At 61.5% G+C, this 26,147-nt stretch carries 21 protein-coding genes, 2 tRNA genes and 3 rRNA genes; 22 read left to right on the forward strand and 4 right to left on the reverse strand.

The annotated features are described in order from the left end of the window. Window positions 1-77: 77 nt before the first annotated feature. The 9 genes from CAPI_RS02565 (at window position 78) to CAPI_RS02605 (ending at window position 13,118) form a co-directional block, all read left to right on the forward strand. Window positions 78-1,091 carry a siderophore ABC transporter substrate-binding protein gene (locus CAPI_RS02565; RefSeq protein WP_018017716.1) on the forward strand — a complete coding sequence of 338 codons (1,014 nt, stop codon included), beginning with the start codon at window positions 78-80 and terminating at the stop codon, window positions 1,089-1,091. After that, window positions 1,092-2,042, forward strand: coding sequence for an ABC transporter permease (locus tag CAPI_RS02570; protein ID WP_018017717.1), 951 nt, complete (start codon window positions 1,092-1,094; stop codon window positions 2,040-2,042). After that, complete coding sequence (locus CAPI_RS02575; RefSeq protein ID WP_026157149.1) at window positions 2,035-3,060, forward strand: iron chelate uptake ABC transporter family permease subunit; 1,026 nt, start codon at window positions 2,035-2,037, stop codon at window positions 3,058-3,060. Before CAPI_RS02570 ends, CAPI_RS02575 begins: the two co-directional genes overlap by 8 nt. Then, a complete protein-coding gene (locus tag CAPI_RS02580) occupies window positions 3,057-3,812 on the forward strand; it encodes an iron ABC transporter ATP-binding protein (protein WP_018017719.1) in 756 nt (251 codons plus the stop codon). Before CAPI_RS02575 ends, CAPI_RS02580 begins: the two co-directional genes overlap by 4 nt. Before the next feature lie 591 nt (window positions 3,813-4,403). Beyond that, a 16S ribosomal RNA gene (locus tag CAPI_RS02585) occupies window positions 4,404-5,928 on the forward strand. Between the two features lie 405 nt (window positions 5,929-6,333). Next, window positions 6,334-9,442, forward strand: a 23S ribosomal RNA gene (locus CAPI_RS02590). Between the two features lie 101 nt (window positions 9,443-9,543). Continuing rightward, window positions 9,544-9,661 (forward strand): 5S ribosomal RNA (gene rrf / locus CAPI_RS02595). The 16S, 23S and 5S rRNA genes sit together here, the layout of an rRNA operon. A 133-nt stretch (window positions 9,662-9,794) precedes the next feature. Then, a complete protein-coding gene (locus tag CAPI_RS02600) occupies window positions 9,795-10,559 on the forward strand; it encodes an ABC transporter ATP-binding protein (RefSeq protein WP_018016488.1) in 765 nt (254 codons plus the stop codon). A gap of 12 nt (window positions 10,560-10,571) precedes the next feature. Beyond that, window positions 10,572-13,118, forward strand: coding sequence for an ABC transporter permease (locus CAPI_RS02605; RefSeq protein WP_018016489.1), 2,547 nt, complete (start codon window positions 10,572-10,574; stop codon window positions 13,116-13,118). Between the two features lie 2 nt (window positions 13,119-13,120). Here the strand turns inward: CAPI_RS02605 and CAPI_RS02610 are convergent, their stop codons facing one another. Both CAPI_RS02610 and CAPI_RS02615 read right to left on the reverse strand, forming a co-directional pair. Then, window positions 13,121-13,462: a FluC/FEX family fluoride channel gene (locus tag CAPI_RS02610; RefSeq protein ID WP_018016490.1), complete on the reverse strand. Its 342-nt coding sequence runs from the start codon at window positions 13,460-13,462 to the stop codon at window positions 13,121-13,123. Beyond that, entirely contained in the window at window positions 13,459-13,770 is a 312-nt protein-coding gene (locus CAPI_RS02615; protein WP_026156976.1) for a CrcB family protein, read from the reverse strand. The genes CAPI_RS02610 and CAPI_RS02615 overlap by 4 nt, the downstream gene beginning before the upstream one ends. Before the next feature lie 103 nt (window positions 13,771-13,873). Between CAPI_RS02615 and pgm the strand changes: the two genes are divergently transcribed. The 5 genes from pgm to CAPI_RS02640 all read left to right on the forward strand — a co-directional run bounded on the left by pgm (window position 13,874) and on the right by CAPI_RS02640 (window position 17,173). Next, on the forward strand, window positions 13,874-15,535 hold the full coding sequence (gene pgm / locus CAPI_RS02620; RefSeq protein WP_018016492.1) for a phosphoglucomutase (alpha-D-glucose-1,6-bisphosphate-dependent): 1,662 nt from the start codon (window positions 13,874-13,876) through the stop codon (window positions 15,533-15,535). A gap of 150 nt (window positions 15,536-15,685) precedes the next feature. Continuing rightward, the gene (locus CAPI_RS02625) at window positions 15,686-16,114 is read left to right on the forward strand and encodes a MauE/DoxX family redox-associated membrane protein (RefSeq protein WP_018016493.1); all 429 of its coding nucleotides are present in this window, start codon (window positions 15,686-15,688) and stop codon (window positions 16,112-16,114) included. 39 nt (window positions 16,115-16,153) lie between these two features. Beyond that, window positions 16,154-16,906, forward strand: a complete 753-nt coding sequence (locus CAPI_RS02630) for a DsbA family protein (protein WP_018016494.1) — start codon at window positions 16,154-16,156, stop codon at window positions 16,904-16,906. Between the two features lie 95 nt (window positions 16,907-17,001). After that, window positions 17,002-17,074 (forward strand) — tRNA-Ala (locus tag CAPI_RS02635). A 26-nt stretch (window positions 17,075-17,100) separates the two neighbouring features. Further along, window positions 17,101-17,173 (forward strand) — tRNA-Ala (locus CAPI_RS02640). A gap of 70 nt (window positions 17,174-17,243) precedes the next feature. Here the strand turns inward: CAPI_RS02640 and CAPI_RS02645 are convergent. Then, the gene (locus CAPI_RS02645) at window positions 17,244-17,411 is read right to left on the reverse strand and encodes a hypothetical protein (RefSeq protein WP_301398852.1); all 168 of its coding nucleotides are present in this window, start codon (window positions 17,409-17,411) and stop codon (window positions 17,244-17,246) included. A 22-nt stretch (window positions 17,412-17,433) separates the two neighbouring features. Here CAPI_RS02645 and CAPI_RS02650 point away from each other — a divergent pair, with 22 nt between their 5' ends. Continuing rightward, entirely contained in the window at window positions 17,434-17,907 is a 474-nt protein-coding gene (locus CAPI_RS02650; RefSeq protein WP_040356526.1) for a methylated-DNA--[protein]-cysteine S-methyltransferase, read from the forward strand. Further along, window positions 17,894-18,634 (forward strand): fructosamine kinase family protein, encoded by a 741-nt coding sequence (locus CAPI_RS02655; protein WP_018016496.1) that lies wholly within the window; start codon window positions 17,894-17,896, stop codon window positions 18,632-18,634. The genes CAPI_RS02650 and CAPI_RS02655 overlap by 14 nt, the downstream gene beginning before the upstream one ends. 50 nt (window positions 18,635-18,684) lie before the next feature. Here the strand turns inward: CAPI_RS02655 and nadE are convergent, their stop codons facing one another. Beyond that, window positions 18,685-19,530, reverse strand: a complete 846-nt coding sequence (gene nadE / locus CAPI_RS02660; protein WP_018016497.1) for an NAD(+) synthase — start codon at window positions 19,528-19,530, stop codon at window positions 18,685-18,687. A gap of 122 nt (window positions 19,531-19,652) precedes the next feature. Here nadE and ykgO point away from each other — a divergent pair, with 122 nt between their 5' ends. From ykgO to ctaD, 6 genes are all read left to right on the forward strand, one after another. Next, a complete protein-coding gene (gene ykgO / locus CAPI_RS02665; protein WP_012732041.1) occupies window positions 19,653-19,775 on the forward strand; it encodes a type B 50S ribosomal protein L36 in 123 nt (40 codons plus the stop codon). Window positions 19,776-20,039: 264 nt separating this feature from the next. Further along, window positions 20,040-20,270, forward strand: coding sequence for a glutaredoxin-like protein NrdH (nrdH, locus tag CAPI_RS02670; RefSeq protein ID WP_026156978.1), 231 nt, complete (start codon window positions 20,040-20,042; stop codon window positions 20,268-20,270). A 55-nt stretch (window positions 20,271-20,325) separates the two neighbouring features. Continuing rightward, window positions 20,326-20,874, forward strand: a complete 549-nt coding sequence (nrdI, locus tag CAPI_RS02675) for a class Ib ribonucleoside-diphosphate reductase assembly flavoprotein NrdI (RefSeq protein WP_018016499.1) — start codon at window positions 20,326-20,328, stop codon at window positions 20,872-20,874. A gap of 14 nt (window positions 20,875-20,888) precedes the next feature. After that, window positions 20,889-23,063, forward strand: a complete 2,175-nt coding sequence (gene nrdE, locus CAPI_RS02680; protein WP_018016500.1) for a class 1b ribonucleoside-diphosphate reductase subunit alpha — start codon at window positions 20,889-20,891, stop codon at window positions 23,061-23,063. Between the two features lie 64 nt (window positions 23,064-23,127). After that, window positions 23,128-24,120, forward strand: a complete 993-nt coding sequence (gene nrdF, locus CAPI_RS02685) for a class 1b ribonucleoside-diphosphate reductase subunit beta (RefSeq protein WP_018016501.1) — start codon at window positions 23,128-23,130, stop codon at window positions 24,118-24,120. Between the two features lie 225 nt (window positions 24,121-24,345). Further along, the gene (ctaD, locus tag CAPI_RS02690) at window positions 24,346-26,139 is read left to right on the forward strand and encodes an aa3-type cytochrome oxidase subunit I (protein ID WP_018016502.1); all 1,794 of its coding nucleotides are present in this window, start codon (window positions 24,346-24,348) and stop codon (window positions 26,137-26,139) included. The last annotated feature ends 8 nt before the right edge of the window (window positions 26,140-26,147 follow it).

Below are 26,147 nucleotides of genomic sequence, written 5' to 3' on the forward strand. Positions count from 1 at the left end.
GGGTGTTTTGGCACGCGCCTCATGTCTTTGCTATTTTAGTTTAGGCAAGCCTAAAAATACTTGAAGGAGAGATCCCCTTGGTCAACCGTGCCGCCCGGACATCCCTCGTAGCTCTCGCTGCGGTCGCGACCCTTAGCGTCGGAGCCTGCTCCGCTGGCGACACCGCCACTTCGTCCGCCAGGTCCACCAGCGCCTCGTCTTCCGCAGCTGCTCCCAGTGCCGTAACGGTGGAGGACAACACCGGGACGAAGGAAGTTCCGAGCCCGCCGCAGCGCGTAGTTGCTCTGGACAATCGCTCGTTCGAGATCCTCGAAAGGTGGGGAATTACCCCCGTCGCAGCCGCGCGGCAGCTCGTCCCTGTCACGATCCCCGGCATCGGTGACAACGATGACATCGTCGACATCGGAACCCACTCCGAGCCCAACCTCGAGGCGATTGTGGCCGCAGATCCCGACGTCGTCGTCTCTGGCCAGCGCTTCCAGCGCTACGACAGTGACATCGCGGCTCTCGTGCCCGACGCCACGGTGGTTGATTTCGAGCCCCGCGATGGGCAGGACTTCGCCTCCGAGCTCGTGCGCCAGGTCGAAGCCCTCGGCACCATCTTCGATAAAGAAGACGAGGCCAAGAAGCTTGTCGACGATTTCATGGCCGCCCAGGAGCGCGCTAAGGCTGCCTACAACAGTGACCAGAAGGTCATGGCCGTCAACGTATCCGGCGGGAAGATCGGGTACGTTGCCCCCCACATTGGCCGAGTCTGGGGACCGATCTTCGACATGCTCAACCTCACCCCGGCACTCCAGGTGGAGGGGGCGACGAGCGACCACCAGGGTGACGACATCTCCGTCGAGGCCATCGCCGCGGCGAATCCCGATTGGATGTTGATTTTGGACCGGGATGCAGGCACGAAGACCGACGAAGGCTCGCCGGCGGCGATGACGGTGATCAATGATTCGGCGCCACTGCAAAACGTCACCGCGGTGCAGCAGAAGCACCTCTACGTCGCCCCGTCCGACACCTACACCAACGAGTCAATCATCACCTATACCGAGATCCTCAACCAGCTTGCCGACGCCTTTGAGGCCGCCAAGTAAATGACCCGAGCGTCGGCGTGGGGGTTAGTAGGCGGTGGCGTCTCAGTTGCGCTCCTGCTGGCTGCCTCGCTGTTGGTAGGACAGTTTGACATCTGGAGCGACCCCGACGGCTGGCGCATGTTCCACACAACCCGCATTCCCCGCACGATCGCGCTCGTGCTGGCCGGGGCGGCAACCGCGATGAGCGGGCTCATCATGCAGATGCTCACCCAGAACCGATTTGTGGAGCCGACAACGACGGGCACAACGGAGTGGGCGGGGCTTGGACTGCTCTTTTCCTTAGTAGTGTTCCCCCAGGCGTCTATTCTCGCGCGGATGGTCACAGCCATCGGGTTCGCATTCGCGGGCACGATGATCTTCTTTCTGTTCCTCCGCCGTGTCGCGTTACGCTCGTCACTCGTCGTCCCCATCGTGGGCATCATGCTCGGGGCCGTCGTCAGCGCCGTGTCTACCTTTTTCGCGCTCAAGACGGACATGCTGCAGTCACTGGGGATTTGGTTTGCTGGTTCTTTCACTAGCGTTATCGTCGGCCAGTATGAAGTTCTGTGGTTTGTCTTGCTGGTTGTCGCTGCGGTGTTCTTTTACGCGGATCGGCTCACCGTGGCCGGTCTGGGTGAGGACGTCGCGACGAGTGTGGGCTTGAACTACAACCGCGTCGTTCTCGTGGGGACGGGCCTTGTGGCTGTCTCCTCGGGCATCGTGACGGTTGTCGTCGGAAACCTGCCCTTTCTCGGGCTCATCGTGCCCAACCTGGTGAGCATGGTGAGGGGGGATAACTTGCGGACTAACCTCCCGTGGGTTTGCGTCCTTGGAGTCGGCGTCACTGTTGCATGCGACCTGCTTGGACGGGTCATCATTGCGCCTTTCGAGATGCCGGTGTCAGTCATTCTTGGTGTCGTCGGCGCGGTAGTTTTCGTGGCACTCATAGTGAGGCAAACGCGTCGTGCTTAGAGGATCACCACCCACCCGGCCGCGTGTCGGGGCCTTCCAGTCCGCCGTTTCGCGGCGTCGCTACTGGGTTGCGCTGGCCGTGCTCCTCGTCGTGGGTCTGGCATGCGTGGCGGGGTTAATCGCCTACAACAACCCCGTTGAGTTTGGCACTAGGGGATACTGGTTGATCACCCGCCGGCGACTCAACGCCGTCATTGCCATCGCGATCGTGGCCGCATGCCAATCGGTGGCTACGGTTGCCTTTCAAACGGTGACGAATAACCGCATTCTCACCCCGTCGATAATGGGGTTTGAGGCGCTCTACGTCGCTATTCACACGTCCACGGTCTTTTTCTTCGGGGCGGGGGGGCTAAACAGCAGCCACACGCTGGGGATGTACGCGTTTCAGCTGGCCGTCATGGTGGGGACATCGCTCGTGCTCTACTCATGGCTGCTTTCCAGCAGCTCCCAAAACTTGCACGCCATGCTCCTAGTCGGCATTGTGATTGGCGGCGGGCTGGGCTCGGTGTCGACCTTCATGCAGCGCATGCTCACTCCCAGCGAGTTTGATGTGCTGACTGCCCGCCTCTTCGGTTCGGTCAGTAATGCGGACGCTGAGTACTACCCAGTGGCAATCCCGCTCGTCGTCGTGGCGACGGCGCTCATGTTCCTAAATTCGCGACGTCTTAACGTCCTTGCGCTTGGCAGACCGGTCGCGGTCAACCTTGGGGTGTCTCATAAGGCGCATTCCGTCTATGTCTTAGTGCTCGTCGCTGTTCTCATGGCGGTCTCAACCGCGCTGGTGGGGCCCATGACCTTCCTCGGTTTCCTCGTGGCCACTCTGACGTATCAGATCGCGGGAACCTACGATCACCGCTACCTTTTCCCCCTTGCATTTGTTCTGTGTTTTGCGGTACTAGCGGGCGCCTACTTTGTGATGAGCCACGTTTTCTATGCCCACGGAGTCGTCTCCATCATCATTGAGCTGGTAGGCGGGATTACATTCCTGGTTGTCGTTCTTCGAAAGGGGCGCCTGTGATCAAGCTCGACGCGGTATGCAAGTCCTATGGTGAGGACGTGGCTATTGGGCCCGTAACACTTGAAATCCCCAAGGGAGGGATGACCGCTCTTATCGGCCCGAACGGGGCGGGCAAATCAACGCTATTGACCATGATGGGCCGCCTTCTCGACGTAGATGCGGGAACGATCGAGATCGGCCAGATGGACGTCGCCCATTCGAAGTCGCGTGACCTTGCAAAGATCGTGTCCATTCTGCGCCAAGAGAATCACTTCGTCACGCGCCTGACGGTGCGCCAGCTCGTCGGCTTCGGGCGCTTCCCGCACAGTCAAGGCAGGCTGACCGCCCAAGATGAAGAAGTCGTGTCGAAGTACATCAACTTCCTTGGGTTGAGCACCCTGGAAAACCGTTTCCTCGACGAACTTTCTGGCGGGCAGCGCCAACGCGCTTACGTAGCGATGGTGCTGTGCCAGGAAACGGACTACGTCCTTCTCGACGAACCACTGAACAACCTCGACATTTCCCACTCCGTCGAGATGATGAAGCATCTTTACGACGCCGCCCATGTACTCGGCAGAACCATCATCGTCGTCTTGCACGACATCAACTTCGCAGCGCGGTACGCGGACTACATCTGCGCAGCCAAAGACGGGAACATTGTGGCCTTCGGCCGGCCCGAAGACATCATCAGGGATGACACGTTGACAGAAATATTCGATACCGAAGTGACGGTCATCGAGGGTCCGCACGGTCGTGTCGCCTGCTACCACTGACGTGAGCGCATGCGCCCAAAAAACGTCGTGACTTGCGAATTTGTAAGTCGTTTAGGGATCTGTCTAAAGTAACAACCCGTCGCCGGGGCGCTTGAGAGAGTGAAACGGAGACGGAAGACAAACCGAATAGCAAACGCCCTGATTTGACGGTGCGAACGCAACGAGGTAAGTTTCTCCTTTGCCGCTCTTACTGCAGCCGAGAGGTTGTGTGGTGGGGTGTGCGTGTGGTGTTTGAGAACTCGATAGTGTGCCAATGTACTTTTGTTTGTGGGTTGGTTGTGTGCTGTGTGTGTCTTGCTGTGCTGCTGCTTGGTTGTGGTGGTGTGGTGGGGTGTGTGCCGGCGTGCATGTGCTGCTGCTGCTTGGTTGTGGTGGTGGTGTGTGTGGTTGGTGGCATGGTGCGTGATTGATTCGCGTGGTGTGTTTTTTGTGGCTGGCCTTTTGTGCTGCACTGCTGTGTTTTGTGGTGTGGTGTGGGGGTTGGTTGTTTTTTGTGCGTGGCTGTGTGCGCTCTGCTTTGGTGTGGGGTGTGTGTGGTTGCGTGTTTTGGTTGGGTTTGGGCTTTTCACGGCCTGTTTCTGCTGAAACGTTTTTGTGGAGAGTTTGATCCTGGCTCAGGATGAACGCTGGCGGCGTGCTTAACACATGCAAGTCGAACGGAAAGGCCCTGGCTTGCTGGGGTGCTCGAGTGGCGAACGGGTGAGTAACACGTGGGTGATCTGCCCTGTACTTCGGGATAAGCTTGGGAAACTGGGTCTAATACCGGATAGGAATCGCATGTTGGTGTGTGGTTGGAAAGCTTTTGCGGTATGGGATGAGCTTGCGGCCTATCAGCTTGTTGGTGGGGTAATGGCCTACCAAGGCGTCGACGGGTAGCCGGCCTGAGAGGGTGTACGGCCACATTGGGACTGAGATACGGCCCAGACTCCTACGGGAGGCAGCAGTGGGGAATATTGCACAATGGGCGCAAGCCTGATGCAGCGACGCCGCGTGGGGGATGACGGCCTTCGGGTTGTAAACTCCTTTCGCCAGGGACGAAGCTTTTGTGACGGTACCTGGATAAGAAGCACCGGCTAACTACGTGCCAGCAGCCGCGGTAATACGTAGGGTGCGAGCGTTGTCCGGAATTACTGGGCGTAAAGAGCTCGTAGGTGGTTTGTCGCGTCGTTTGTGTAAGTCCATGGCTTAACTGTGGGGTTGCAGGCGATACGGGCATAACTTGAGTGCTGTAGGGGTAACTGGAATTCCTGGTGTAGCGGTGAAATGCGCAGATATCAGGAGGAACACCGATGGCGAAGGCAGGTTACTGGGCAGTTACTGACGCTGAGGAGCGAAAGCATGGGTAGCGAACAGGATTAGATACCCTGGTAGTCCATGCCGTAAACGGTGGGCGCTAGGTGTGAGTCCCTTCCACGGGGTTTGTGCCGTAGCTAACGCATTAAGCGCCCCGCCTGGGGAGTACGGCCGCAAGGCTAAAACTCAAAGGAATTGACGGGGGCCCGCACAAGCGGCGGAGCATGTGGATTAATTCGATGCAACGCGAAGAACCTTACCTGGGCTTGACATGAACAGGATCGCCGCAGAGATGTGGTTTCCCTTGTGGTCTGTTTGCAGGTGGTGCATGGTTGTCGTCAGCTCGTGTCGTGAGATGTTGGGTTAAGTCCCGCAACGAGCGCAACCCTTGTCTTATGTTGCCAGCAATTCGGTTGGGGACTCATGAGAGACTGCCGGGGTTAACTCGGAGGAAGGTGGGGATGACGTCAAATCATCATGCCCCTTATGTCCAGGGCTTCACACATGCTACAATGGTCGGTACAGCGCGTGTGCGAGCTTGTGAGAGTGAGCTAATCGCTGAAAGCCGGTCGTAGTTCGGATTGGGGTCTGCAACTCGACCCCATGAAGTCGGAGTCGCTAGTAATCGCAGATCAGCAATGCTGCGGTGAATACGTTCCCGGGCCTTGTACACACCGCCCGTCACGTCATGAAAGTTGGTAACACCCGAAGCCGGTGGCCTAAACCCTGTGTGGGTGGGGAGCTGTCGAAGGTGGGATCGGCGATTGGGACGAAGTCGTAACAAGGTAGCCGTACCGGAAGGTGCGGCTGGATCACCTCCTTTCTAAGGAGTTTTTTGTGTGCCCCCTGCGCGCGTGGTCGTGTGGTGGGGGTGGTGGTTGATGTGTCCGTGTGTGGCACTGCCATCTTTTTTTTAAATCTGGCCGGGTGGTCGCGCACCCCCTGTTGTGTGGATGATGCTGGTGTGTTGTTCGTGTGATGGTGGGCGTATGTGGTCATGACCGTGTGTCCTGCAAACGGGTGGTTGGCATGCTGTTGGGTGTCTGGGGCACTTCGCGTGTGTGCGCATGACTGTTGTGGTTGTGTGTGTGCGTGGTGTTCGTGGGCGTGCCTGTCATGATTGTGCACGGTGTGTGTGGTTGTGGGGGGTGTGTGTGGTGTGTGAGAACTGTATAGTGGACGCGAGTATCTTTCTTTTTTGTGTGTTGTGTGCCTGATTGTGTGTGTTGGGTGTGTTGTGAAGGGCGTACGGTGGATGCCTTGGCATGCTGAGCCGATGAAGGACGTGGGAGGCTGCGTTATGCCTTGGGGAGTTGCCAACCGAGCGTTGATCCGAGGATGTCCGAATGGGGAAACCTGGCACCAGTTGTGTGGTGTGACCTGCAGGTGAATTCATAGCCTGTGTGGGGGTGTACGCGGGGAAGTGAAACATCTCAGTACCCGTAGGAAGAGAAAACAAGTGTGATTCCGTTAGTAGTGGCGAGCGAACGCGGATGAGGCTAAACCATGTGCGTGTGAGACCTGGCAGGGGTTGCGTGTGTGGGGTTGTGGGATGATGCGTGTGTTCGGGCTGCCACCTGGGCCATTGTGGTGTGCGCGTGAGCGGAAGCATCTGGGATGGTGCGCCGTAGTGGGTGATGAGTCCCGTACGTGGTTGCGTGTGTGCTGTGGTGTGCGTGTTGTCCCGAGTAGCAGTGGGCTCGTGGAATCTGCTGTGAATCTGCCGGGACCACCCGGTAAGCCTAAATACTCAGTGTGACCGATAGTGGATAGTACCGTGAGGGAATGGTGAAAAGTACCCCGGGAGGGGAGTGAAAGAGTTCCTGAAACCGTGCGCTTACAATCCGTCAGAGCACCGCTGGTGTGTGATGGCGTGCCTTTTGAAGAATGAGCCTGCGAGTCAGCGGCATGTCGCGAGGTTAACCCGGTTGTGGGGGAGTCGTAGCGAAAGCGAATCCGAAGAGGGTGTGTAGTGGCATGTCCTGGACCCGAAGCGGGGTGATCTACCCATGGCCAGTGTGAAGCAATTGTAAGAGGTTGTGGAGGCGCGAACCCACTTAGGTTGAAAACTGAGGGGATGAGCTGTGGGTAGGGGTGAAAGGCCAATCAAACTCCGTGATAGCTGGTTCTCCCCGAAATGCATTTAGGTGCAGCGTTATGTGAGCTTGCCGGAGGTAGAGCTACTGGTTGGTTGAGCGGGACTATCATCTTAGCAATGTCAGCCAAACTCCGAATGCCGGTTAAGTGGTGCATGGCAGTGAGACTGTGGGGGATAAGCTTCATAGTCGAGAGGGAAACAGCCCAGATCGCCGGTTAAGGCCCCTAAGGGTGTACTAAGTGGAAAAGGATGTGGGATCGCGATGACAGCCAGGAGGTTGGCTTAGAAGCAGCCACCCTTGAAAGAGTGCGTAATAGCTCACTGGTCGAGTGGTTCCGCGCCGACAATGTAGTGGGGCTCAAGTACACCGCCGAAACCGCGGCAATGATATCCCTGTGGGGTGTTGTTGGGTAGGGGAGCGTCGCGTGTGGGGTGAAGCAGGACCGTGAGGGGTTGTGGACTGCACGCGAGTGAGAATGCAGGCATGAGTAACGAGTGGTAAGTGAGAATCTTACCCGCCGGATGACTAAGGGTTCCTGGGTCAAGTTCGTCTTCCCAGGGTGAGTCGGGTCCTAAGGCGAGGCCGACAGGCGTAGTCGATGGTCAACGGGTTGATATTCCCGTACCCGTATGCACGCGCCCAAGACGTAACGGGTGATACTAACTTCCCGCATGCTCATTATTGTGCTGCCTTCCCCTTCGGGGGGTGGTGGTGTGGTGGGTGTGTGGTGGAGGGCCTGAACCTTAGTAGGTCAGTGATGGGGTGACGCAGGAAGGTAGCCACGCCGCGGAATGGATTGCGCGGTGTAAGCGTGTGGCACGGTGGGGTGTGAAATGCAGCCCGCTTTTGTGTGAGGCGTGATGCGTAGCCCCCTAGAGGGGTGATGGTGGTGATCCTATGCTGTCGAGAAAAGCCTCTAGCGATGTGTGCGTACGGCCCGTACCCGAAACCGACACAGGTAGTCAGGTAGAGAATACTAAGGCGGTCGGGTGAACTGTGGTTAAGGAACTCGGCAAATTACCCCCGTAACTTCGGGAGAAGGGGGACCCTACGAGGTGATCACACTGTTCGTGTGTGAGCGTGGTGGGGTCGCAGAGAAGAGAGGGGAGCGACTGTTTACCAAAAACACAGGTCCGTGCGAAGACGTGATGTTGATGTATACGGACTGACGCCTGCCCGGTGCTGGAAGGTTACGAGGACCTGTTAGACCCCCCCTGTGGGGGTCGAAGCGGAGAATTTAAGCCCCAGTAAACGGCGGTGGTAACTATAACCATCCTAAGGTAGCGAAATTCCTTGTCGGGTAAGTTCCGACCTGCACGAATGGCGTAACGACTCCCCTGCTGTCTCAACCACAGGCCCGGTGAAATTGCAGTACGAGTAAAGATGCTCGTTTCGCGCGGCAGGACGAAAAGACCCCGGGACCTTCACTACAGCTTGGTATTGGTGTTCGGTGCGGTTTGTGTAGGATAGGTGGGAGACTATGACACCATCACGCTAGTGGTGGCCGAGTCGTTGGTGAAATACCACTCTGACCGTAGTGGATACCTTAACCTTGGCCCATGATCTGGGTTGGGGACAGTGCCTGGTGGGTAGTTTAACTGGGGCGGTTGCCTCCCAAAGAGTAACGGAGGCGCCCAAAGGTTCCCTCAGCCTGGTTGGCAATCAGGTGTTAAGAGTGTAAGTGCACAAGGGAGCTTGACTGTGAGACGGACATGTCGAGCAGGGACGAAAGTCGGGACTAGTGATCCGGCACCTACGAGTGGAAGTGGTGTCGCTCAACGGATAAAAGGTACCCCGGGGATAACAGGCTGATCTTCCCCAAGAGTCCATATCGACGGGATGGTTTGGCACCTCGATGTCGGCTCGTCGCATCCTGGGGCTGGAGTAGGTCCCAAGGGTTGGGCTGTTCGCCCATTAAAGCGGCACGCGAGCTGGGTTCAGAACGTCGTGAGACAGTTCGGTCTCTATCCGCCGCGCGCGTTGAAACTTGAAAAAAGCTGTCCCTAGTACGAGAGGACCGGGACGGACGTACCTCTAGTGTGCCAGTTGTTCCGCCAGGAGCACCGCTGGTTGGCTACGTACGGAAGGGATAACCGCTGAAAGCATCTAAGCGGGAAGCCTGTTTTAAGATGAGGTTTCATTCGAGGTTCCCCACAGACGATGGGGTTGATAGGCCAGAGTTGGACACACAGTAATGTGCACCAAGACGACTGGTACTAATACACCAAAACCACCCGCACACGAAACACACACCACAAAGGTGTCGTACCCGCGTCCACTATGCAGTATCTGACACACCACACCCCCCGGCCACGGGGCGCCCAACAACAAAAAAATGTGTCGGTGGTCAATAGCGGCGGGGACACGCCCGGACCCATTCCGAACCCGGAAGCTAAGCCCGCCCGCGCTGATGGTACTGCCCCCGGGAGGGGGTGGGAGAGTAAGTTACCGCCGACCAACAACTCAACAACACAAACCCCCCCAAAGCACACGCCCACAGGGGGGTTTCGTGCTTTTCGCTCCCGTTTGTTCTCACACGGTACCCTTGTCTACGGTCCACACCGGAAGAGAAAGGCCGCTGCAAACAACGATGGGTAATCACTCCTTGCACTCCGCAGACACCAAAGAAGCCGTGGCTGCGGCTCGTGCCGTCGACCTCGTTAAGACGTATGGGCGTGGCGACACGCAGGTCACCGCGCTTGCGGGGGTGAGCGTCGATTTCGGTGCGAATGAGTTCACAGCGATCATGGGGCCGTCGGGATCCGGCAAGTCGACGCTGATGCACGCTATGGCGGGTCTGGACTCTTTCACCTCGGGCGCTGCCTACATCGGAGGAACGGACCTGGCCAACCTGGGTGACAAGCAACTTACCGCGCTGCGCCGCGACCGCCTCGGGTTCATCTTCCAGTCCTTTAACCTGGTCCCAACGCTCACGGCTGCGGAGAACATCACGCTGCCGACGGATATCGCGGGCAAGAAGGTCGACAAGGAGTGGTTCGAGGAAGTGACTCGGCGGCTCGGCCTCGCCCAGCGGCTAAGCCACCGTCCCAGCGAGCTCTCGGGAGGCCAGCAGCAGCGCGTCGCCTGCGCCCGAGCCCTGGTGAGCCGGCCCGACATCATCTTCGGCGACGAGCCGACCGGCAACCTGGACTCCAACGCCAGCCGCGAGGTGCTGGAGATTCTGCGTCACGCGGTTGACCACGATAACCAGACGGTGGTCATCGTTACCCACGACGCCCGGGCGGCGTCCTACGCGGACCGCGTCATCTTCCTGCGTGACGGAGAAATCGTCGACGAGCTGCGGGAGCCCACCATGGAAGCCATCCTCCACGTCATGGCAGGGATCGAGGACTAAGTGGCATCTCCAATGGCGCGGGTGTCGTTGCGAAACATCGCGGCCCACAAGCTTCGGCTCGCCCTAACCGTTCTCGCGGTCGTGCTAGGCACCGCTTTCATCACAGGGTCCTTGTTGTTTACGAACATGCTCGAGCGCTCCTTCGACGACGCGATTGCTACCGAATTCGCCGGTGTCGACGCTGTTGTCGAGTCGGGTTCAGATGGGACGGCAGTGACACCGGCCGTCGTCGCCGAGCTGCAGAACAATCCGGACGTCTCGCGGGTCAACGAGTCCGGTTCGACCACCGTGATCGCCGCTCAGGAAGACGAGACGGCGATTCAGACGGGGCAGGGGACGTCGACAAGCGGGTTGTTCTATGCCCCCGAGGACGCGGTGGGCGCGGGCACGACCGTGACCGAGGGGCGAGCCCCCAGTGCGGCCGGCGAAGCCGTCGTTAACCGCAACGGCGCCGAAAAGTACGGCATCGGTCTGGATGACCAGCTGATCGTCGTCGATCCGAGCGCGCGGCAGACGTACACGATCGTGGGGTTCTACGAGGAGGAGAGCGCGCACAGTTCCTCGCTGGCGTTCAAGCTCACCCCTGAGACGTACAACCAGTACTACACCGACGGGACGACACTGCCCGGGTTGACCGTGAGCGCGAAAGATGGTGTGAGCTCCGAACACCTTGTCGACGGCCTCCGCGCCACCTACCCCCAGTACAGCGTCGAGACCGGCGCGTCCATGGCCGAGGAGATTACGAAAACGGTTCGGGAGGGCCTGAGCTTCGTCAGCTACTTCCTTGTCGCTTTCGGTTTGGTCGGGTTGCTTGTGGGCACGTTCCTTATCGCCAACACCTTCTCCATGATCGTCGCGCAACGCACGAAGGAGTTCGCGCTTTTGAGGGCGCTTGGTGCTTCTCGACGCCACATCACCCGCTCCGTCACCATAGAGGCATTCGTCGTGGGTCTGCTCGGGTCAGTGGCCGGCGTTGTCGGCGGGATGGGGCTCGTCGCGCTCATCAGAGTCGTCATGAGCAGGTACGGGATGGAGCTGCCGGGTGGCGGCCTGGGACTGTCCCCTCAGGCTGTTGTGATCCCGATTGTCGTCGGGGTCATCGTGACGATGCTGTCGGCGTGGGCTCCCGCCCGGCGGGCGGGCCAGGTGCGCCCGGTTGAGGCGATGCGTGCCTCCGAGTCCGCCTCTCCGCAGCCGCTGCGCGGGCGTTCGATTGTCGGATTCATCCTGCTGGCGGCCGGCGTCGCCGCCGCGGTGGCCGCGGTGGCGTGGAAGGACGGCGGCACCGGCGACCGGGCGTCACTGGTCGGCGGCGCGGCTGTGGCCATCATCGTCGGCTTCTTCCTCGCCGGCCCCGCCCTCACCCTCCCCATCGTCCCGCCGCTGGGGCGCCTCATCGGTGCGCCTTTCGGCATGGTGGGCATCCTCGCATCAACGAACTCACGCCGCAATCCGCGGCGCACCAGCTCGACAGCGTTCGCGCTGGTGCTGGGCATCGCGCTGATGACGGCGATCGGCATGCTCGGGGCGACGATGAAACAGTCCATTTCGGACGTCGCCCAAAGCGAAATTAAGGCCGACTACGTCCTCTCTGGCCCTGATACGGGGTCCTTCCCCGTGCAAAACGATCTGCCCAGCCGGGTAGAGAATGTCGACGGCGTGGGCAGCGTCGTCGCCTACGGCCAGGCACCGGTCGCGGTAAACGGTGAGTACGGCCGGCAGTTCGGGGCAGCAGGAGGGATCACCCCCGTTATCTCTGGCGACCCCTCCCAGTTGGTGTCGCTCACTGTTACCCAGGGTTCGTCCTCGCTCGAGGGCGACACCGTCATTGCATCCGCCGATTACGCCCAGGCGCGGGGGTGGAACGTCGGGGATCCCGTGACCATTTCCGCCCCCGCGGCCACAGCGTCGACCGCGCAGGCGACACTTGGCGGCATCTACGACTCGTCGACGGTCCTTGGAGGGCTCGTGGTGAGCAGCAGCGCTGCGGGGAAGGTTCTGCCCCACAGTGCCGTGAGCATCATCATGGTGGGGGTGGACGGCGACGGCAGCGTCAGTGCCGGTCAGCTGCGCACCAACTTAGAGGAAGCGGTGCGCCAAGACATCGTCATCCAGGTTCGCTCCACGGAGGACATGAGCGGGGAGCTCAGCGGCACGATCGATCAGATGCTGTTCATCCTCTACGCGTTGCTGTCCCTAGCCGTGATCATTGCGGTGCTGGGCATTGTCAATACCCTCACGCTTTCCATTATCGAGCGCCGGCAGGAAATCGGAATGCTGCGCGCGGTTGGCACCCAACGCGGTCAGGTGCGCACCATGATCGTTTTGGAGTCTGTGCAGATGGCCGTGTTCGGCGCCGTGTCCGGTATCGCGTTGGGCTTGGGCCTCGGGTGGGCGTTCCTCACGGTGCTGTCCAGCCAAGGGCTGGATACCCTCGTCGTGCCCTGGACCTTGGTGGGGATTACCCTTGCCGGGTCGGTAGCCGCCGGGATCCTGGCTGCGCTGTGGCCGGCGCAGCGCGCCGCCGTGACGCCTCCGCTTGCTGCCATCGCGGAATAAGGCTAGACCAGCCTCGTTCCCAGGTAAGCGCCCGCGGCTCCGAGCACGGCGGTGAGGGTGGCGTAGGCTGCCGCGCGAGCCCAGTGCCCGTCGCGGATAAGGTGGCCAAGCTCGCGGGCGAGCGTGGATAGCGTGGAGAGCGCGCCAGCGAACCCGGTACCCACCAGAACCGGCAGGATGCCGGGCAGGCTTGCGGCGGCACCCAGGACCATCGAGCCTACGACGTTTGCGGCGAGGGTTCCAGTGTGGAGCGCGCCGCGGTTGAAGAGGGACAGAGCCCACCGGGTCACCCCGCCCGCAAAACCTCCGGCGAAGACCGCGGCTGAGACGACTACCGCGTTCATGGGTAGCGCCTCCGAAGGGCGTCGCCGGCAAACCACGACAGTACGCAGCCGGTTAGGGCCGCGGCCATGAGCCAGGCCGCGATTGCTCCGCTGTTGCGGGTCGCAGCGAGGGAGACCGCGGAAAACGTCGTGAAGCCGCCGAGGAATCCCGTTCCCCAGAACTTGCCCGGGTTGAGCAGTCCCATCAGGAAGCACCCAGTGAAATTCAATGCGAGGGTGACGGCGACCGCGCCCGAGGCCCCGACCGCTAACCTGACCAGGGCGCCGAGGGCCGCGCCAGTACCCACCGTGAGAGCTTCCTTCCGCACCCCACCGAGCCTATCCCTGCGCCGGCTCCTAGCGCGCCGAGCCGAAGGCGGGGAAGATGGTAGCTACGCGCCAACACCGTCTATGCAACAAGGAGTGCCCACTATGGCCCACGATCGAGCCGGCCAGCCCGCCCGCCCCGACGATCTCATCGACATAGCGGAGCTGGTTACCGCTTACTACACCCGCGACATCGACCCGGCCGACCCGAACCAGCAGGTCGTGTTCGGTACCTCGGGGCACCGGGGATCTTCACTGGACAACGCGTTCAACCAGCAGCATATCTGGGCCGTGACGCAGGCGATCGTCGATTATCGGCGTCAGCAGGGCATCGGCGGGCCGGTCTACATCGGGCGCGACACCCACGCCCTCTCCGAGCCCGCGATGGTCTCCGCGCTCGAGGTTCTCATCGCCAACGAGGTGGCAGTGCTTGTCGACGCCGCGGGGCGCTACACGCCCACCCCGGCAGTCTCGCACGCCATCCTCGCGCACAACGCCCGCTTATCCGGTGGCGTGAGGGGCAGCGACCCGCAGCGTGCCGACGGCATCGTGATTACCCCCTCCCACAACCCGCCGCGCGACGGCGGTTTCAAGTACAACCCGCCCAGCGGCGGGCCCGCGGACACGGACGCGACGGATTGGATCGCCGCGGCGGCGAATTCCTACATCGCTGAAGGTCTTCGGGGCGTGAAGAGGGCGTCGGTAAGCGGAGTGCTCGACGAGCGCGCCGAGAAGTTCGACTTTTTGGGTTCGTACGTGGCGGATCTGCCCAGCGTCGTCGATATTGACGCGATCCGCGGCAGCGGGCTGAGCATCGGTGCGGACCCGATGGGCGGGGCGAGTGTTGATTACTGGGGGGCGATCGCTGAGACGCACGAGTTGAACCTGACGGTGGTCAACCCGCAGGTCGACGCGACGTGGCGGTTCATGACGCTTGATACCGACGGCAAGATTCGCATGGACTGCTCGTCGCCGAACTCCATGGCCTCGCTGGTGGCCAACCGGGACACGTACGACATCGCGACCGGCAATGATGCCGACGCCGACCGCCACGGAATTGTGACCCCTGACGCCGGCCTGATGAACCCGAACCACTACCTCGCTGTCGCGATCGAATACCTCTTTTCCCACCGAGCCGGCTGGGCGGAGGGGACCGCTGTGGGAAAGACACTGGTGTCGTCGTCGATGATCGACCACGTCGTCGCCTCCCTTGGTCGCGAGCTCGTCGAGGTGCCCGTCGGATTCAAGTGGTTCGTGCCGGGTCTCATCGACGGCACCATCGGCTTCGGTGGAGAAGAATCCGCCGGTGCGTCCTTCCTGCGCACGGACGGAACGGTCTGGTCCACAGACAAAGACGGGCTGATCATGGACCTGCTAGCCGCCGAGATCACCGCGGTGACCGGTTCAACGCCATCGCAACGTTACGCCGAGCTCTCCGAGAAGTTCGGCGCTCCCGCCTATGCTCGCACCGACGCACCCGCCAACCGCGAGCAGAAAGCGGTACTGAAGAAGCTCTCGCCCGAGCAGGTCACGGCCGAAACTCTTGCGGGGGAGGCGATTACGGCGAAACTCACGCACGCCCCCGGCAACGGCGCCGCCATTGGCGGCCTGAAGGTGGCCACCGAAAACGCCTGGTTTGCCGCCCGCCCGTCTGGGACCGAGGACAAATACAAGATTTACGCCGAGAGCTTCCGTGGCGAAGAACACCTCCGCCGGGTGCAGGAGGAAGCGAAGGACCTGGTCAAGGAGGCTCTCGCGGGGGCGTAGTTCCTGGTGCCAGCCTGTGGAAGCAGTGTGCCTCGGCTGTCAAGATGTCTGTTGGCCCGCACGGGCTAGGAGCGCACTACCCCCTCGGCTATTGTCGGTGGGGTGGTAACAAAAGGTGTACCGGTTGAGCCCGGGAGCCGGGCGGTGGTTATGGATATTCTGTCCGCCGCCGCCCGATTCTTCATGGCCTATATCTGGATTTCCGCGGGTGTGTCCAAAATCGGTGTGCACATGGACGTGACGCAGACGATCCGGGCATACGATATTTTCACCGCGGACTGGTCGGACATGCTAGCCACGATCATCGGTCCGCTGGAGATCGCGGGCGGGTTATTGCTGTTGCTCGGCGTTAAGTTGCGCCCGGCCGGCTGGCTCTCCATCGTCATCCTCAGCCTTTTCATCATCGGGCTGGCATCCGCTTGGTCGCGGGGAATCGTGTTGGACTGTGGGTGCTTCACCCCCGATCAGTCGGAAGAGGGGACAAACCTTCTTGTTACGATCGCCCGCGACATCGGTTTCATAGCGATCACGCTATTCATGATCTACCGCCCGTACACGAGGTGGGCCGTGTACCCGTAAAGACTGTGCGGTTGCACAAGGGAAGAAAGGGATTACTCTATGACCACGCGCAAGGTGCAGAACCCGAACGCGAAGAGCAATAGCGGGTTTATCTGGGCGCTGCTCGCGATCGTCGCCATCGCCGCGATCGTTATCGGACTCATCGTCTACAACGGCCGCGCCCAACGCGACGAGGCCCTCGCCGCGAAGATGGTGCCCACCGACAACCTGCAGATCGCTTACTCGGAGGGGGACAACTACTTCACCCTGACCTCCACGGGCAACGCTGGGAGCGGCGCGCCGACCGTTTCGCTTTTCGAGGATTTCTCTTGCCCCCACTGCGCTGACCTCGCCGAGGCAACCGATCAGCAGCTGTTGGACAAAATTCAGGCGGGCGACCTCAACGTAGACATCCACCCGATGAACTTCCTCGACGGGCAGGGCGAGAAGTACCAGCAGGGGCACTCTACCCGGGCGCTCGCGGCTGAGCTCGCGCTCGTCGCTCACCAGGACGTCGCGGCGCTGTGGAACCTGCGCGCGTACCTCTTAGGGAACCAGCAGAGCGTGTACAACAAGCTGGACAATAACGGCCTCGCGGACAAGGCTCGCGACTTCCAAGCCAGCAGCCAGGCCGTCCAAGACATTCGCGACGGCGCGTACCTCGACCTGGCCGAGAAGATTGGTGACGAGAACCTGACTTACCAGAACGAGACCACCGGGCAGGCCTACACGCCTCGCGTCATGCGCGACGGAGCGGATCTGGTGCAGTCCTCCGAGATCAACAACTGGGTCGAGGTCGCTGCCGCGAGCTAGCTGATCGCCCGCCGGGCAGGGGATTTGTTCCCCGCCGCGGGCGGTGAGTATAGTGAGCGAAGTTGCGCGGGCGCCCAGGGCACCCGGACGGCGACGGGGCTATGGCGCAGCTGGTAGCGCACCACACTGGCAGTGTGGGGGTCAGGGGTTCGAATCCCCTTAGCTCCACTCCAACAACTACATACTGTTTGCACGGGGCTATGGCGCAGCTGGTAGCGCACCACACTGGCAGTGTGGGGGTCAGGGGTTCGAATCCCCTTAGCTCCACGTCGCGCGCAAGGCTCGAACTGTTCCACTGTCGGTGGAAGCGGTTCGGGTCTTGTTGCTTTTGGGGGGTCTACGAGAGTACGACCACCAAGTTTGCCCCGTGCGTCACCTCTTTCCACTCGCTGGAGAGCACACCAGTAAAGCACACCGTTCCATGCACTCGCGTTGCGGCCAGGGTGTCGGGAAGAGCAGGGGTGCCTACGAGCTCGAGGGCGGTATCGACGCCGTCGGTAAGCAAAGCTCGATACGATTGGTATGCAATGGGCACCCTAACTTGGACGTTTGTAAACACCCCGATTGGTGAACTAGTTCTGGTCAGCTCCGCTGAAGGTCTTGCGCGTGTGGCGTTCGGGAGGGTCTCGATAGGCGAGGACCTACCGCGCGCGGACAACCCCGAGGCGGCCCGTCAGCTCGGGGAGTACTTCGCGGGGGAGCGCCGCGACTTCGAGCTCCCCCTGGATTGGCGCCTAAGCACCGGGTTTCGCCGCACGGTTCAGGCGGCGCTCCTCGACATCCCCTACGGCGGCACCGAAACGTACCTGCAGCTGGCTACGCGAATCGGCCGGCCCGGGGCGACGCGGGCCGTAGGTACTGGTTGCGCGCGCAACCCGCTGCCCGTTGTCGTCCCGTGCCACCGAGTCACCCGAAGCGACGGCACCCTCGGAGGGTATGCCGGCGGGGTCGATGCGAAGAAATACCTGCTGGAGCTGGAGGCCCGTCATGCACTACGTTAAGCGCGGCAGCGCCCCGCACTCCGCGGCGGCCGAGGCGGCGGGCCTGCGCTGGTTACGTGAGGGGAGCGTCGCTGTCGTCGAGGTGTACGGGGTGAATGACGCTGCCAATACCCTGTCGATCGAAAGGGTCGGGAGCACCCGCCCGACCAGTGGCTTAGCGCGAGCGGCGGGACGCGAGCTCGCCCGCATCCACGCGGCGGGCGCCCCGGCGTTCGGCGCCCCGCCAAGCGGGTGGGACGGGCCGAACTTCATCGGCCGCATCGAACAGGAATGCACGCCTACGCGTCGATGGGCGGACTTTTACGTCCACCAGCGGGTGCTCCCGTTCGCGGACATGGCCCGCTCGGCGGGGAATCTGTCGAGGGCGGGGTGGGGCGCCGTGAAGCGAGCGTGCGATGCGCTCCTCGCGGAGGACGAGGACGCCCCGCTGGCGCGTATCCACGGCGATCTTTGGGCTGGCAACCTCCTGTTCTCGCCGCAGGGTCCGCGGTTTATCGACCCGGCCGCGCACGGCGGCCACCCGCTGACGGACATCGCGATGCTGGAGTTGTTCGGGGTGCCGCTGTTCGAGGACATTGTCGCGGGCTACGCGGAGACTGGGGAGCTCTCGACCGGCTGGCGCGAGCGGATCCCGATCCACCAGCTTCACCCGCTGGCCGTGCACGCCCTCACGCACGGGCCGAGCTACGGCGACGCGCTGGTTCGCGTGGCCTCGCGCTTAGCCTAAACCCGGACACCCCGAACCGGCGTCGAGTTGAGGGGGAAGCGGGAGGGAGGCTAGCGCCACCACGTATCGGCGGGCCCGGCGGGCAGGTGGCGCTTGTGGGCGCCCGCCGCCCACAGGTGCGCGAGGCGCTCGCGGGAGGCCTCCGGGATGTCTTTGCCCTCCAGGTAGTCGTCGATGGCGTGGTAGGTGACACCGAGGGCGTCTTCGTCGGCAAGAGCTGGGCGATCCTCCTCGAGGTCAGCGGTGGGGACCTTCTCCCACAGGCGGCGCTCGGCGCCGAGGTGGCGTAGCAGCGCCGCGCCCTGGCGCTTATTCAGCCCGGCGAGGGGCAGGACATCCGCCGCGCCATCTCCGAACTTGGTAAAGAAGGCCGTGATGTTCTCAGCAGCGTGGTCGGTGCCAACAACCAGCAGGCCGCGTTCGCCGGCGATGGCGTATTGCGCGATCATCCGCATGCGGGCCTTGACGTTGCCTTTGTTGAAGTCTCCAATCTCGCCCAAGCCCAGCGCACCGGCAACGGCAGCAGAGATGGCCGTCGTCGCCGGTTCGATGTTGACGGTCGTGCGCTCGTCGGGGCCGATGAACTCCAGGGCGGCCTGGGCATCGTCCTCGTCGGCCTGGGTGCCGTGGGGCAGGCGAACAGCAACGAACGCGGCCTCAGCTCCTTGGGCTCTTCGCTTTTCGACGGCCAGCTGCGCGAACTTCCCGGCCAGCGTGGAATCCTGGCCCCCCGAAATGCCCAGCACAAACCCCTTGGCGCCGCTGCGGGCAAGGTAATCGGCGAGGAACTCGACGCGCGCGTCGATCTCCTCCTGGGGATCAATCGCGGGCTTGGAACCCAACTGGGCGATGATGTCGTGTTGAAGGTTTTCGCTGCTATGGGACATGGGCGCCATGATAGTGTTTGGAACTTCGCCATGGCATCGGGTAACGTAATCCGCCGTGTCGTGACCAGCTGGTGTGAGAGCTGGCTAGGTCACAAGTTAAAGGTAACCACGACCCAGGAAAGGAGCGCCCGATGAAGGTCCGCAAGTCGCTTCGGTCGCTGAAGAACAAGCCGGGCGCCCAGGTTGTGCGCCGCCACGGCAAGGTCTTTGTGATCAACAAGAAGGATCCGCGCTTCAAGGCCCGCCAGGGTTAAGTCTCGCGGTTGTTCCGCGTGCGCCCGCCGCCTCCACACGTTGGAGGGCGGCGGGTTTTTCTTTGTCTCAACGCTCAGGTGGTTATACCGAACTACATGTGGGTGATTTGCGCGACCTTTCCTGGGAATACCACGGCTGTAACTACTATATGTGGTATTAGTTGCCGAATCACCCCACAACGTATAGTGTTGAGCGGTATAAGAAGCCGGGGCGGTAAGGCTCCGGAAACCGCGCCGAAAAGGGAAGAAAGAGAGCATCTGGTTATGTCGATCACCGTCTACACCAAGCCCGCCTGCGTGCAGTGCACCGCTACCAAGAAGGCCCTTGACAAGGCCGGTTTGGAATACACGCTCGTCGACATCTCCCTGGACGACGAGGCTCGCGATTACGTCATGGCGTTGGGCTACCTGCAGGCCCCCGTTGTCGAGGTTGACGGCGAGCACTGGTCCGGTTTCCGCCCGGATCGCATTCGCGGCCTCCAGGCTGCGGCGTAGCTTTTTCGGGCGGAGCCCGCACGGGCGCGCGTTAACCGTGTTAATAAGGACACACATGCTCATCGTTTACTTCTCGTCCGCAACGGAAAACACCCGGCGCTTCGTGGAGAAGGTGGGATTGCCCGCAGCGCGCATCCCGCTCCGGCGTGCCGACCCCGAGCTGACAGTGACGGAGCCCTACGTCCTGATCTGCCCTACATACGGCGGGGGAGTGTCCATCGCCCGCTCGCAGGAGCAGACGCGGCCCGTACCCAAACAAGTCATCAAATTTCTCAACAACGAGCACAACCGCTCGCTGCTGCGTGGCGTCATCGCAGCCGGGAACTCCAACTTCGGCCCCGATTACGGCACCGCCGGCGACGTCATATCGGCCAAGTGTGGCGTGCCCTACCTAGACTGCTTCGAGCTGATGGGCTCCGAAGCAGACGTGGAGAGGGTGCGCGAACAGCTGCTCGCGCAGGCTTCCCGCTTGGGGCTGGAGCCGGCGGGGCAGGGGATCGTCGACAAGCTGCGTGCCCACAGCGCGGCGAAGCGCCGTGAAAGCGCCGACCGTCTTGCTGCCCTGCGAGCCCGCTATGGCGCACAATCTACAACCACTGCATAGGAGCGTTTCGACCAGTGACCACCACGACCCCGACCCAGCTTGGCAAGAACGTTCCGGAGCCCGTTCGCCCCTCCGATCAGCTCGACTACCACGCCCTTAACGCGCTGCTCAATCTGTACGACGCGGACGGGCGCATCCAATTCGATAAAGACCGGGAAGCGGCGAACCAGTTCTTCCTGCAGCATGTCAACCAGAACACCGTCTACTTCCACGACCTCGAAGAGAAGATGAAGTACCTGGTTGACAACCACTACTACGAGCCCGCGGTGATCGAGGCCTACGACTGGCAGTTTGTCAAAGACACCTTCAAGCGCGCTTACGCCTTCCGCTTCCGCTTCCAGTCCTTCCTCGGCGCGTACAAGTACTACACCTCCTACACGCTCAAGACTTTCGACGGCCGCCGCTACCTTGAGCGTTTCGAGGACCGGGTCGCCATGACCGCCCTGTTTCTTGGCGACGGCAACGAGCAGGTCGCATCCGCCTTGGTCGACGAGATCATGACCGGGCGCTTCCAGCCCGCAACCCCAACGTTCCTCAACGCGGGCAAGGCGCAGCGCGGTGAGCTGGTGTCCTGCTTCCTGCTGCGCATCGAAGACAACATGGAGTCGATCGGCCGTGCGATCAACTCCTCCCTGCAGCTGTCCAAGCGCGGCGGTGGCGTGGCGCTGCTGCTGTCGAACATCCGCGAGTCCGGTGCGCCGATCAAGCACATCGAGAACCAGTCGTCCGGTGTCATCCCCGTGATGAAGCTCCTCGAGGACTCCTTCTCCTACGCCAACCAGCTCGGCGCCCGCCAGGGGGCCGGCGCCGTGTACCTTCACGCCCACCACCCCGACATCCTGCGGTTCTTAGACACCAAGCGGGAAAACGCGGACGAGAAGATCCGCATCAAGACGCTGTCGCTGGGCGTGGTCATCCCCGATATCACCTTCGAGCTGGCGAAGCGCAACGACGACATGTACCTCTTCTCGCCCTACGACGTCGAGCGCGTGTACGGCGTCGCCTTCGCGGATATCTCCGTGAGCGAGAAGTACGAGGAAATGGTGGAGGACCCGCGTATCCGCAAGACCAAGATCAACGCGCGCCAGTTCTTCCAGACGATCGCCGAGATCCAGTTTGAGTCCGGGTACCCCTACATCATGTTTGAGGACACGGTGAACCGGGCGAACCCCGTGAAGACGGGCCGGATCAACATGTCCAACCTCTGCTCCGAGATCCTGCAGGTCAACTCGGCCTCCGAACTCAACGAGGACCTGACCTACTCAAAGGTCGGCCACGATATCTCCTGCAACCTCGGCTCCCTGAACATCGCCATGGCGATGGACTCCGATAACTTCTCCCGCACCGTAGAGACCGCCATTCGCGGGTTGACCGCCGTCGCCGACAAGACGTCCATTGACTCCGTTCCCCCCGTGCGCGAGGGCAATAACGCCTCCCACGCCATCGGGCTGGGCCAGATGAACCTGCACGGGTTCCTCGGCCGCGAGCGCATCGAATACGGCTCCGAGGAGGGCCTCGACTTCACAAACGCCTACTTCGCCGCCGTGATGTACGAGGCGATCAAGGCCTCCCACCGCATCGCTGTGGAGCGCGGGCGCGCCTTCGCGGACTTCGAGCAGTCCGAGTACGCAACGGGAGCGTTCTTCGACCGCTACGACCCTGCCGGCTTCCGGCCCACAACCGCTAAGGTCAAAGCCCTTTTTGAGGCGTCCTCGGCGGCGGTCCCCACCGCCGAGCAGTGGGCGGAGCTGAAAGAAGCGGTTGCGCGCGACGGCATCTACAACCGGTACTTGCAGGCGGTGCCGCCGACTGGGTCGATCTCCTACATCAACAACTCGACATCGTCGATCCACCCCATCGCCTCGAAGATCGAGATCCGCAAAGAGGGCAAGATCGGCCGGGTGTACTACCCCGCGCCGCACATGGATAACGACAACCTCGACTACTTCAAGGATGCCTACGAGGTCGGATACGAGAAGATCATTGACACCTACGCCGTCGCCACGAAGTACGTCGACCAGGGCCTCTCGCTGACCCTCTTCTTCAAGGACACGGTGACCACCCGCGACCTCAACCGCGCGCAGATCTACGCGTGGCGAAAGGGAATTAAGTCGCTGTACTACATCCGTCTGCGGCAGATGGCCCTCGAGGGCACTGAGATCGAGGGGTGCGTCTCATGCATGCTTTAGTAGGGTGGGCGCCCGACCAGAGCTCAATTGTTGGCCGGAGTCGGATCGACGTAGGCTCGCTATCGTGACTGAGCACGAGTACAACAGCTACCTTGCGGGCCATGACAGGCCCGTGAAGGCGATTAACTGGAACAGCATCCCGGACGACAAGGACCAAGAGGTCTGGGACCGCCTGACCGGCAATTTTTGGTTGCCGGAGAAGGTGCCGGTATCCAACGACATCCAGAGCTGGCGCACACTTAACGACGACGAGAAGACCGCGACCATGCGCGTGTTCACCGGCCTGACGCTGCTGGATACCATCCAAGGAACGGTGGGGGCAGTCTCGCTGCTGCCGGACGCCGTGACTCCCCACGAAGAGGCCGTCTACACCAACATTGCGTTCATGGAGTCGGTTCACGCGAAGAGCTACTCAAACATCTTCATGACGCTAGCGGACACGCCGTCGATTAACGACGCCTTCCGCTGGTCGGAGGAAAACGACAACCTCCAGCGCAAGGCGAAGATCGTTCTGAGCTACTACGAGGGTGACAACCCCCATAAGAAGAAGGTCGCGTCCACTCTGTTGGAATCCTTCCTCTTCTATTCGGGGTTCTACCTGCCGATGTACTGGTCTAGCCACTCGAAGCTGACCAACACCGCGGACATCATCCGCCTCATCATTCGCGACGAGGCCGTCCACGGTTATTACATCGGGTACAAGTACCAGCGCGGCCAGGTGCAGCTGAGCCAGGCCGAGCGGGACGAGCTCAAGGAATACACCTTCGACCTACTCTACGACCTGTATGAGAACGAAAACCAGTACACCGAGGACATTTACGACGTCCTCGGGTGGACCGAGGACGTCAAGCGCTTCCTGCGCTACAACGCGAACAAAGCCCTGAACAATCTAGGCTATGAGGGGTTGTTCCCCGCGGATGAGACCCGTGTTTCGCCCGCCATCCTCGCGTCGCTGTCACCGAACGCGGATGAGAACCACGATTTCTTCTCCGGTTCGGGTTCGTCGTACGTCATCGGCAAGGCCGAGGACACCCACGATGACGATTGGGACTTTTAGAGGGCCGTCGCATCATCCAAAAGTTCGATTCCATTAGGGGGCGAGTGGGTAGGGGGCGGGGGGCGTCGATAATCGTCCGAGCTGCGGGGGAGGCTCGGGCGGGGCTGTAATGGCTGGCAAATGGCTTAAGCAATCGCTTATGATGATTCAGTATCAGTTGTGGCACGTGGGACTTGACCGGCGTTCGCCGGCGGGGGAGCACGTTGCGTATTTCAGGAGGATCGCATGACCGCAGTGGCGCCCAGGCTGGACGAATACGTCCCGCCAACCCGTCCAAAGCCAACGGGGAACGCACGGAAGGGCTCTAGGCTCTACTCGTTGCTGACAACGACCGACCACAAGGTCCTCGGCATCTACTACATCATCATGTCCTTCATCTGGTTCTTCGTGGCCGGTTTGATGGCACTGTTGATCCGTGCCGAGCTTTTCCACCCAGGCCTGCAGTTCCTGTCGAACGAGCAGTTCAACCAGCTGTTTACCCTTCACGGCACGGTGATGCTCCTCGCCTTCGGCACGCCGATCGTGTGGGGTTTTGCTAACTACGTTCTGCCGCTTCAGATTGGTGCGCCGGACGTGTCGTTCCCGCGCCTGAACGCCTTCGGTTTCTGGATCACCCAGGTCGGTGTCCTCGCGATGCTGGCGGGCTTCCTCACCCCGGGTGGTGCGGCAGACTTCGGCTGGACCATGTACATGCCGCTGGCTGACGCCACCCACACCCCCTCGGTGTCCGCGAACCTCTGGATCGTCGGCGTGGGTGCGACCGGCGTGGGCACCGTCGCCTCCGCCGTGAACATGCTCACCACCGTGCTCACCCTGCGCGCGCCGGGCATGACGATGTTCCGCCTCCCGATCTTCACCTGGACCGTCTTTGTCACGTCGATCATCGCGCTGATGATCTTCCCGTTGCTTCTCGCTGCGGCAATGGGCGTCCTCTACGACCGTCTTTTGGGCGGGCACATTTACGACACGGCTAATGGCGGCGCCATCTTGTGGCAGCACCTGTTCTGGTTCTTCGGCCACCCGGAGGTGTACGTCCTCGCGCTGCCGTTCTTCGGCATCATCTCAGAGATCACCCCGGTGTTCTCGCGCAAGCCCATCTTCGGTTACATCGGCCTCGTCTTCGCCACCCTGGCCATTGCCGGCCTCTCCATGGCGGTGTGGGCGCACCACATGTTCGCCACCGGTGCGATTTTGCTGCCGTTCTTCTCCTTCATGACCTTCCTCATCGCGGTGCCGACGGGCGTGAAGTTCTTCAACTGGGTAGGCACGATGTGGAACGGCCACATCACCTTTGACACCCCGATGCTCTGGGTGATGGGCTTCTTGTTCACCTTCCTCTTTGGTGGCCTGACCGGCATCATGCTGGCCTCCCCGCCGCTGGACTTCCACCTGCACGACTCGTACTTCGTTGTCGCGCACTTCCACTACACGCTGTTCGGCACCGTGGTGTTTTCCGCCATCGCTGGCGTGTACTTCTGGTTCCCGAAGATGACCGGCCGCATGCTGGACGAGCGCCTGGGCAAGATCCACTTCTGGTTCACGTTCATCGGCTTCAACATGACCTTCTTGGTCCAGCACTGGCTGGGCAACATGGGCATGCCCCGCCGCTACGCCGATTACCTGGACACGGACGGGTTCACCATGCTCAACCAGGTGTCGACAATCGGCTCCCTCATCCTGGGTGTCGGCATGCTATTCTTCATCTGGAACGTGTTCAAGTCGTGGCGCTACGGTGAGATCGTCACGGTCGACGACCCGTGGGGTTACGGCAACTCCCTCGAGTGGGCAACGTCGTGCCCGCCGCCGCGCCACAACTTCACCTCGCTGCCGCGCATCCGCTCCGAGCGCCCCGCGTTCGAACTTCACCACCCGCACATGGTGGAGCGCCTGCGCCGCGAGGCCCACACTGGTCACTCTTCCGACTCTCCGGCGACCTGGAAGGGCTCCCAGCACGAGTTCGACCAGTCCGCCAATGAGGGCGAGGCAAAGCAGGACGCCCGCGAAGCTGGGCGGCCGTAGCCACGACT

It is taken from the genome of Corynebacterium capitovis DSM 44611 (assembly GCF_030440535.1).
Classification (GTDB): domain Bacteria; phylum Actinomycetota; class Actinomycetes; order Mycobacteriales; family Mycobacteriaceae; genus Corynebacterium; species Corynebacterium capitovis.

What these genes read in the sequence shown, in the direction of transcription:
- CAPI_RS02570 (WP_018017717.1), top strand. Translation starts at nt 1,092, where the DNA reads ATGACCCGAGCGTCGGCGTGGGGGTTAGTAGGCGGTGGCGTCTCAGTT.
- CAPI_RS02600 (WP_018016488.1), top strand. Translation starts at nt 9,795, where the DNA reads ATGGGTAATCACTCCTTGCACTCCGCAGACACCAAAGAAGCCGTGGCT.
- CAPI_RS02605 (WP_018016489.1), top strand. Translation starts at nt 10,572, where the DNA reads ATGGCGCGGGTGTCGTTGCGAAACATCGCGGCCCACAAGCTTCGGCTC.
- CAPI_RS02610 (WP_018016490.1), bottom strand. Translation starts at nt 13,462, where the DNA reads ATGAACGCGGTAGTCGTCTCAGCCGCGGTCTTCGCCGGAGGTTTTGCG.
- pgm (WP_018016492.1), top strand. Translation starts at nt 13,874, where the DNA reads ATGGCCCACGATCGAGCCGGCCAGCCCGCCCGCCCCGACGATCTCATC.
- CAPI_RS02625 (WP_018016493.1), top strand. Translation starts at nt 15,686, where the DNA reads ATGGATATTCTGTCCGCCGCCGCCCGATTCTTCATGGCCTATATCTGG.
- CAPI_RS02630 (WP_018016494.1), top strand. Translation starts at nt 16,154, where the DNA reads ATGACCACGCGCAAGGTGCAGAACCCGAACGCGAAGAGCAATAGCGGG.
- CAPI_RS02650 (WP_040356526.1), top strand. Translation starts at nt 17,434, where the DNA reads ATGGGCACCCTAACTTGGACGTTTGTAAACACCCCGATTGGTGAACTA.
- CAPI_RS02655 (WP_018016496.1), top strand. Translation starts at nt 17,894, where the DNA reads ATGCACTACGTTAAGCGCGGCAGCGCCCCGCACTCCGCGGCGGCCGAG.
- nadE (WP_018016497.1), bottom strand. Translation starts at nt 19,530, where the DNA reads ATGGCGCCCATGTCCCATAGCAGCGAAAACCTTCAACACGACATCATC.
- ykgO (WP_012732041.1), top strand. Translation starts at nt 19,653, where the DNA reads ATGAAGGTCCGCAAGTCGCTTCGGTCGCTGAAGAACAAGCCGGGCGCC.
- nrdH (WP_026156978.1), top strand. Translation starts at nt 20,040, where the DNA reads ATGTCGATCACCGTCTACACCAAGCCCGCCTGCGTGCAGTGCACCGCT.
- nrdI (WP_018016499.1), top strand. Translation starts at nt 20,326, where the DNA reads ATGCTCATCGTTTACTTCTCGTCCGCAACGGAAAACACCCGGCGCTTC.
- ctaD (WP_018016502.1), top strand. Translation starts at nt 24,346, where the DNA reads ATGACCGCAGTGGCGCCCAGGCTGGACGAATACGTCCCGCCAACCCGT.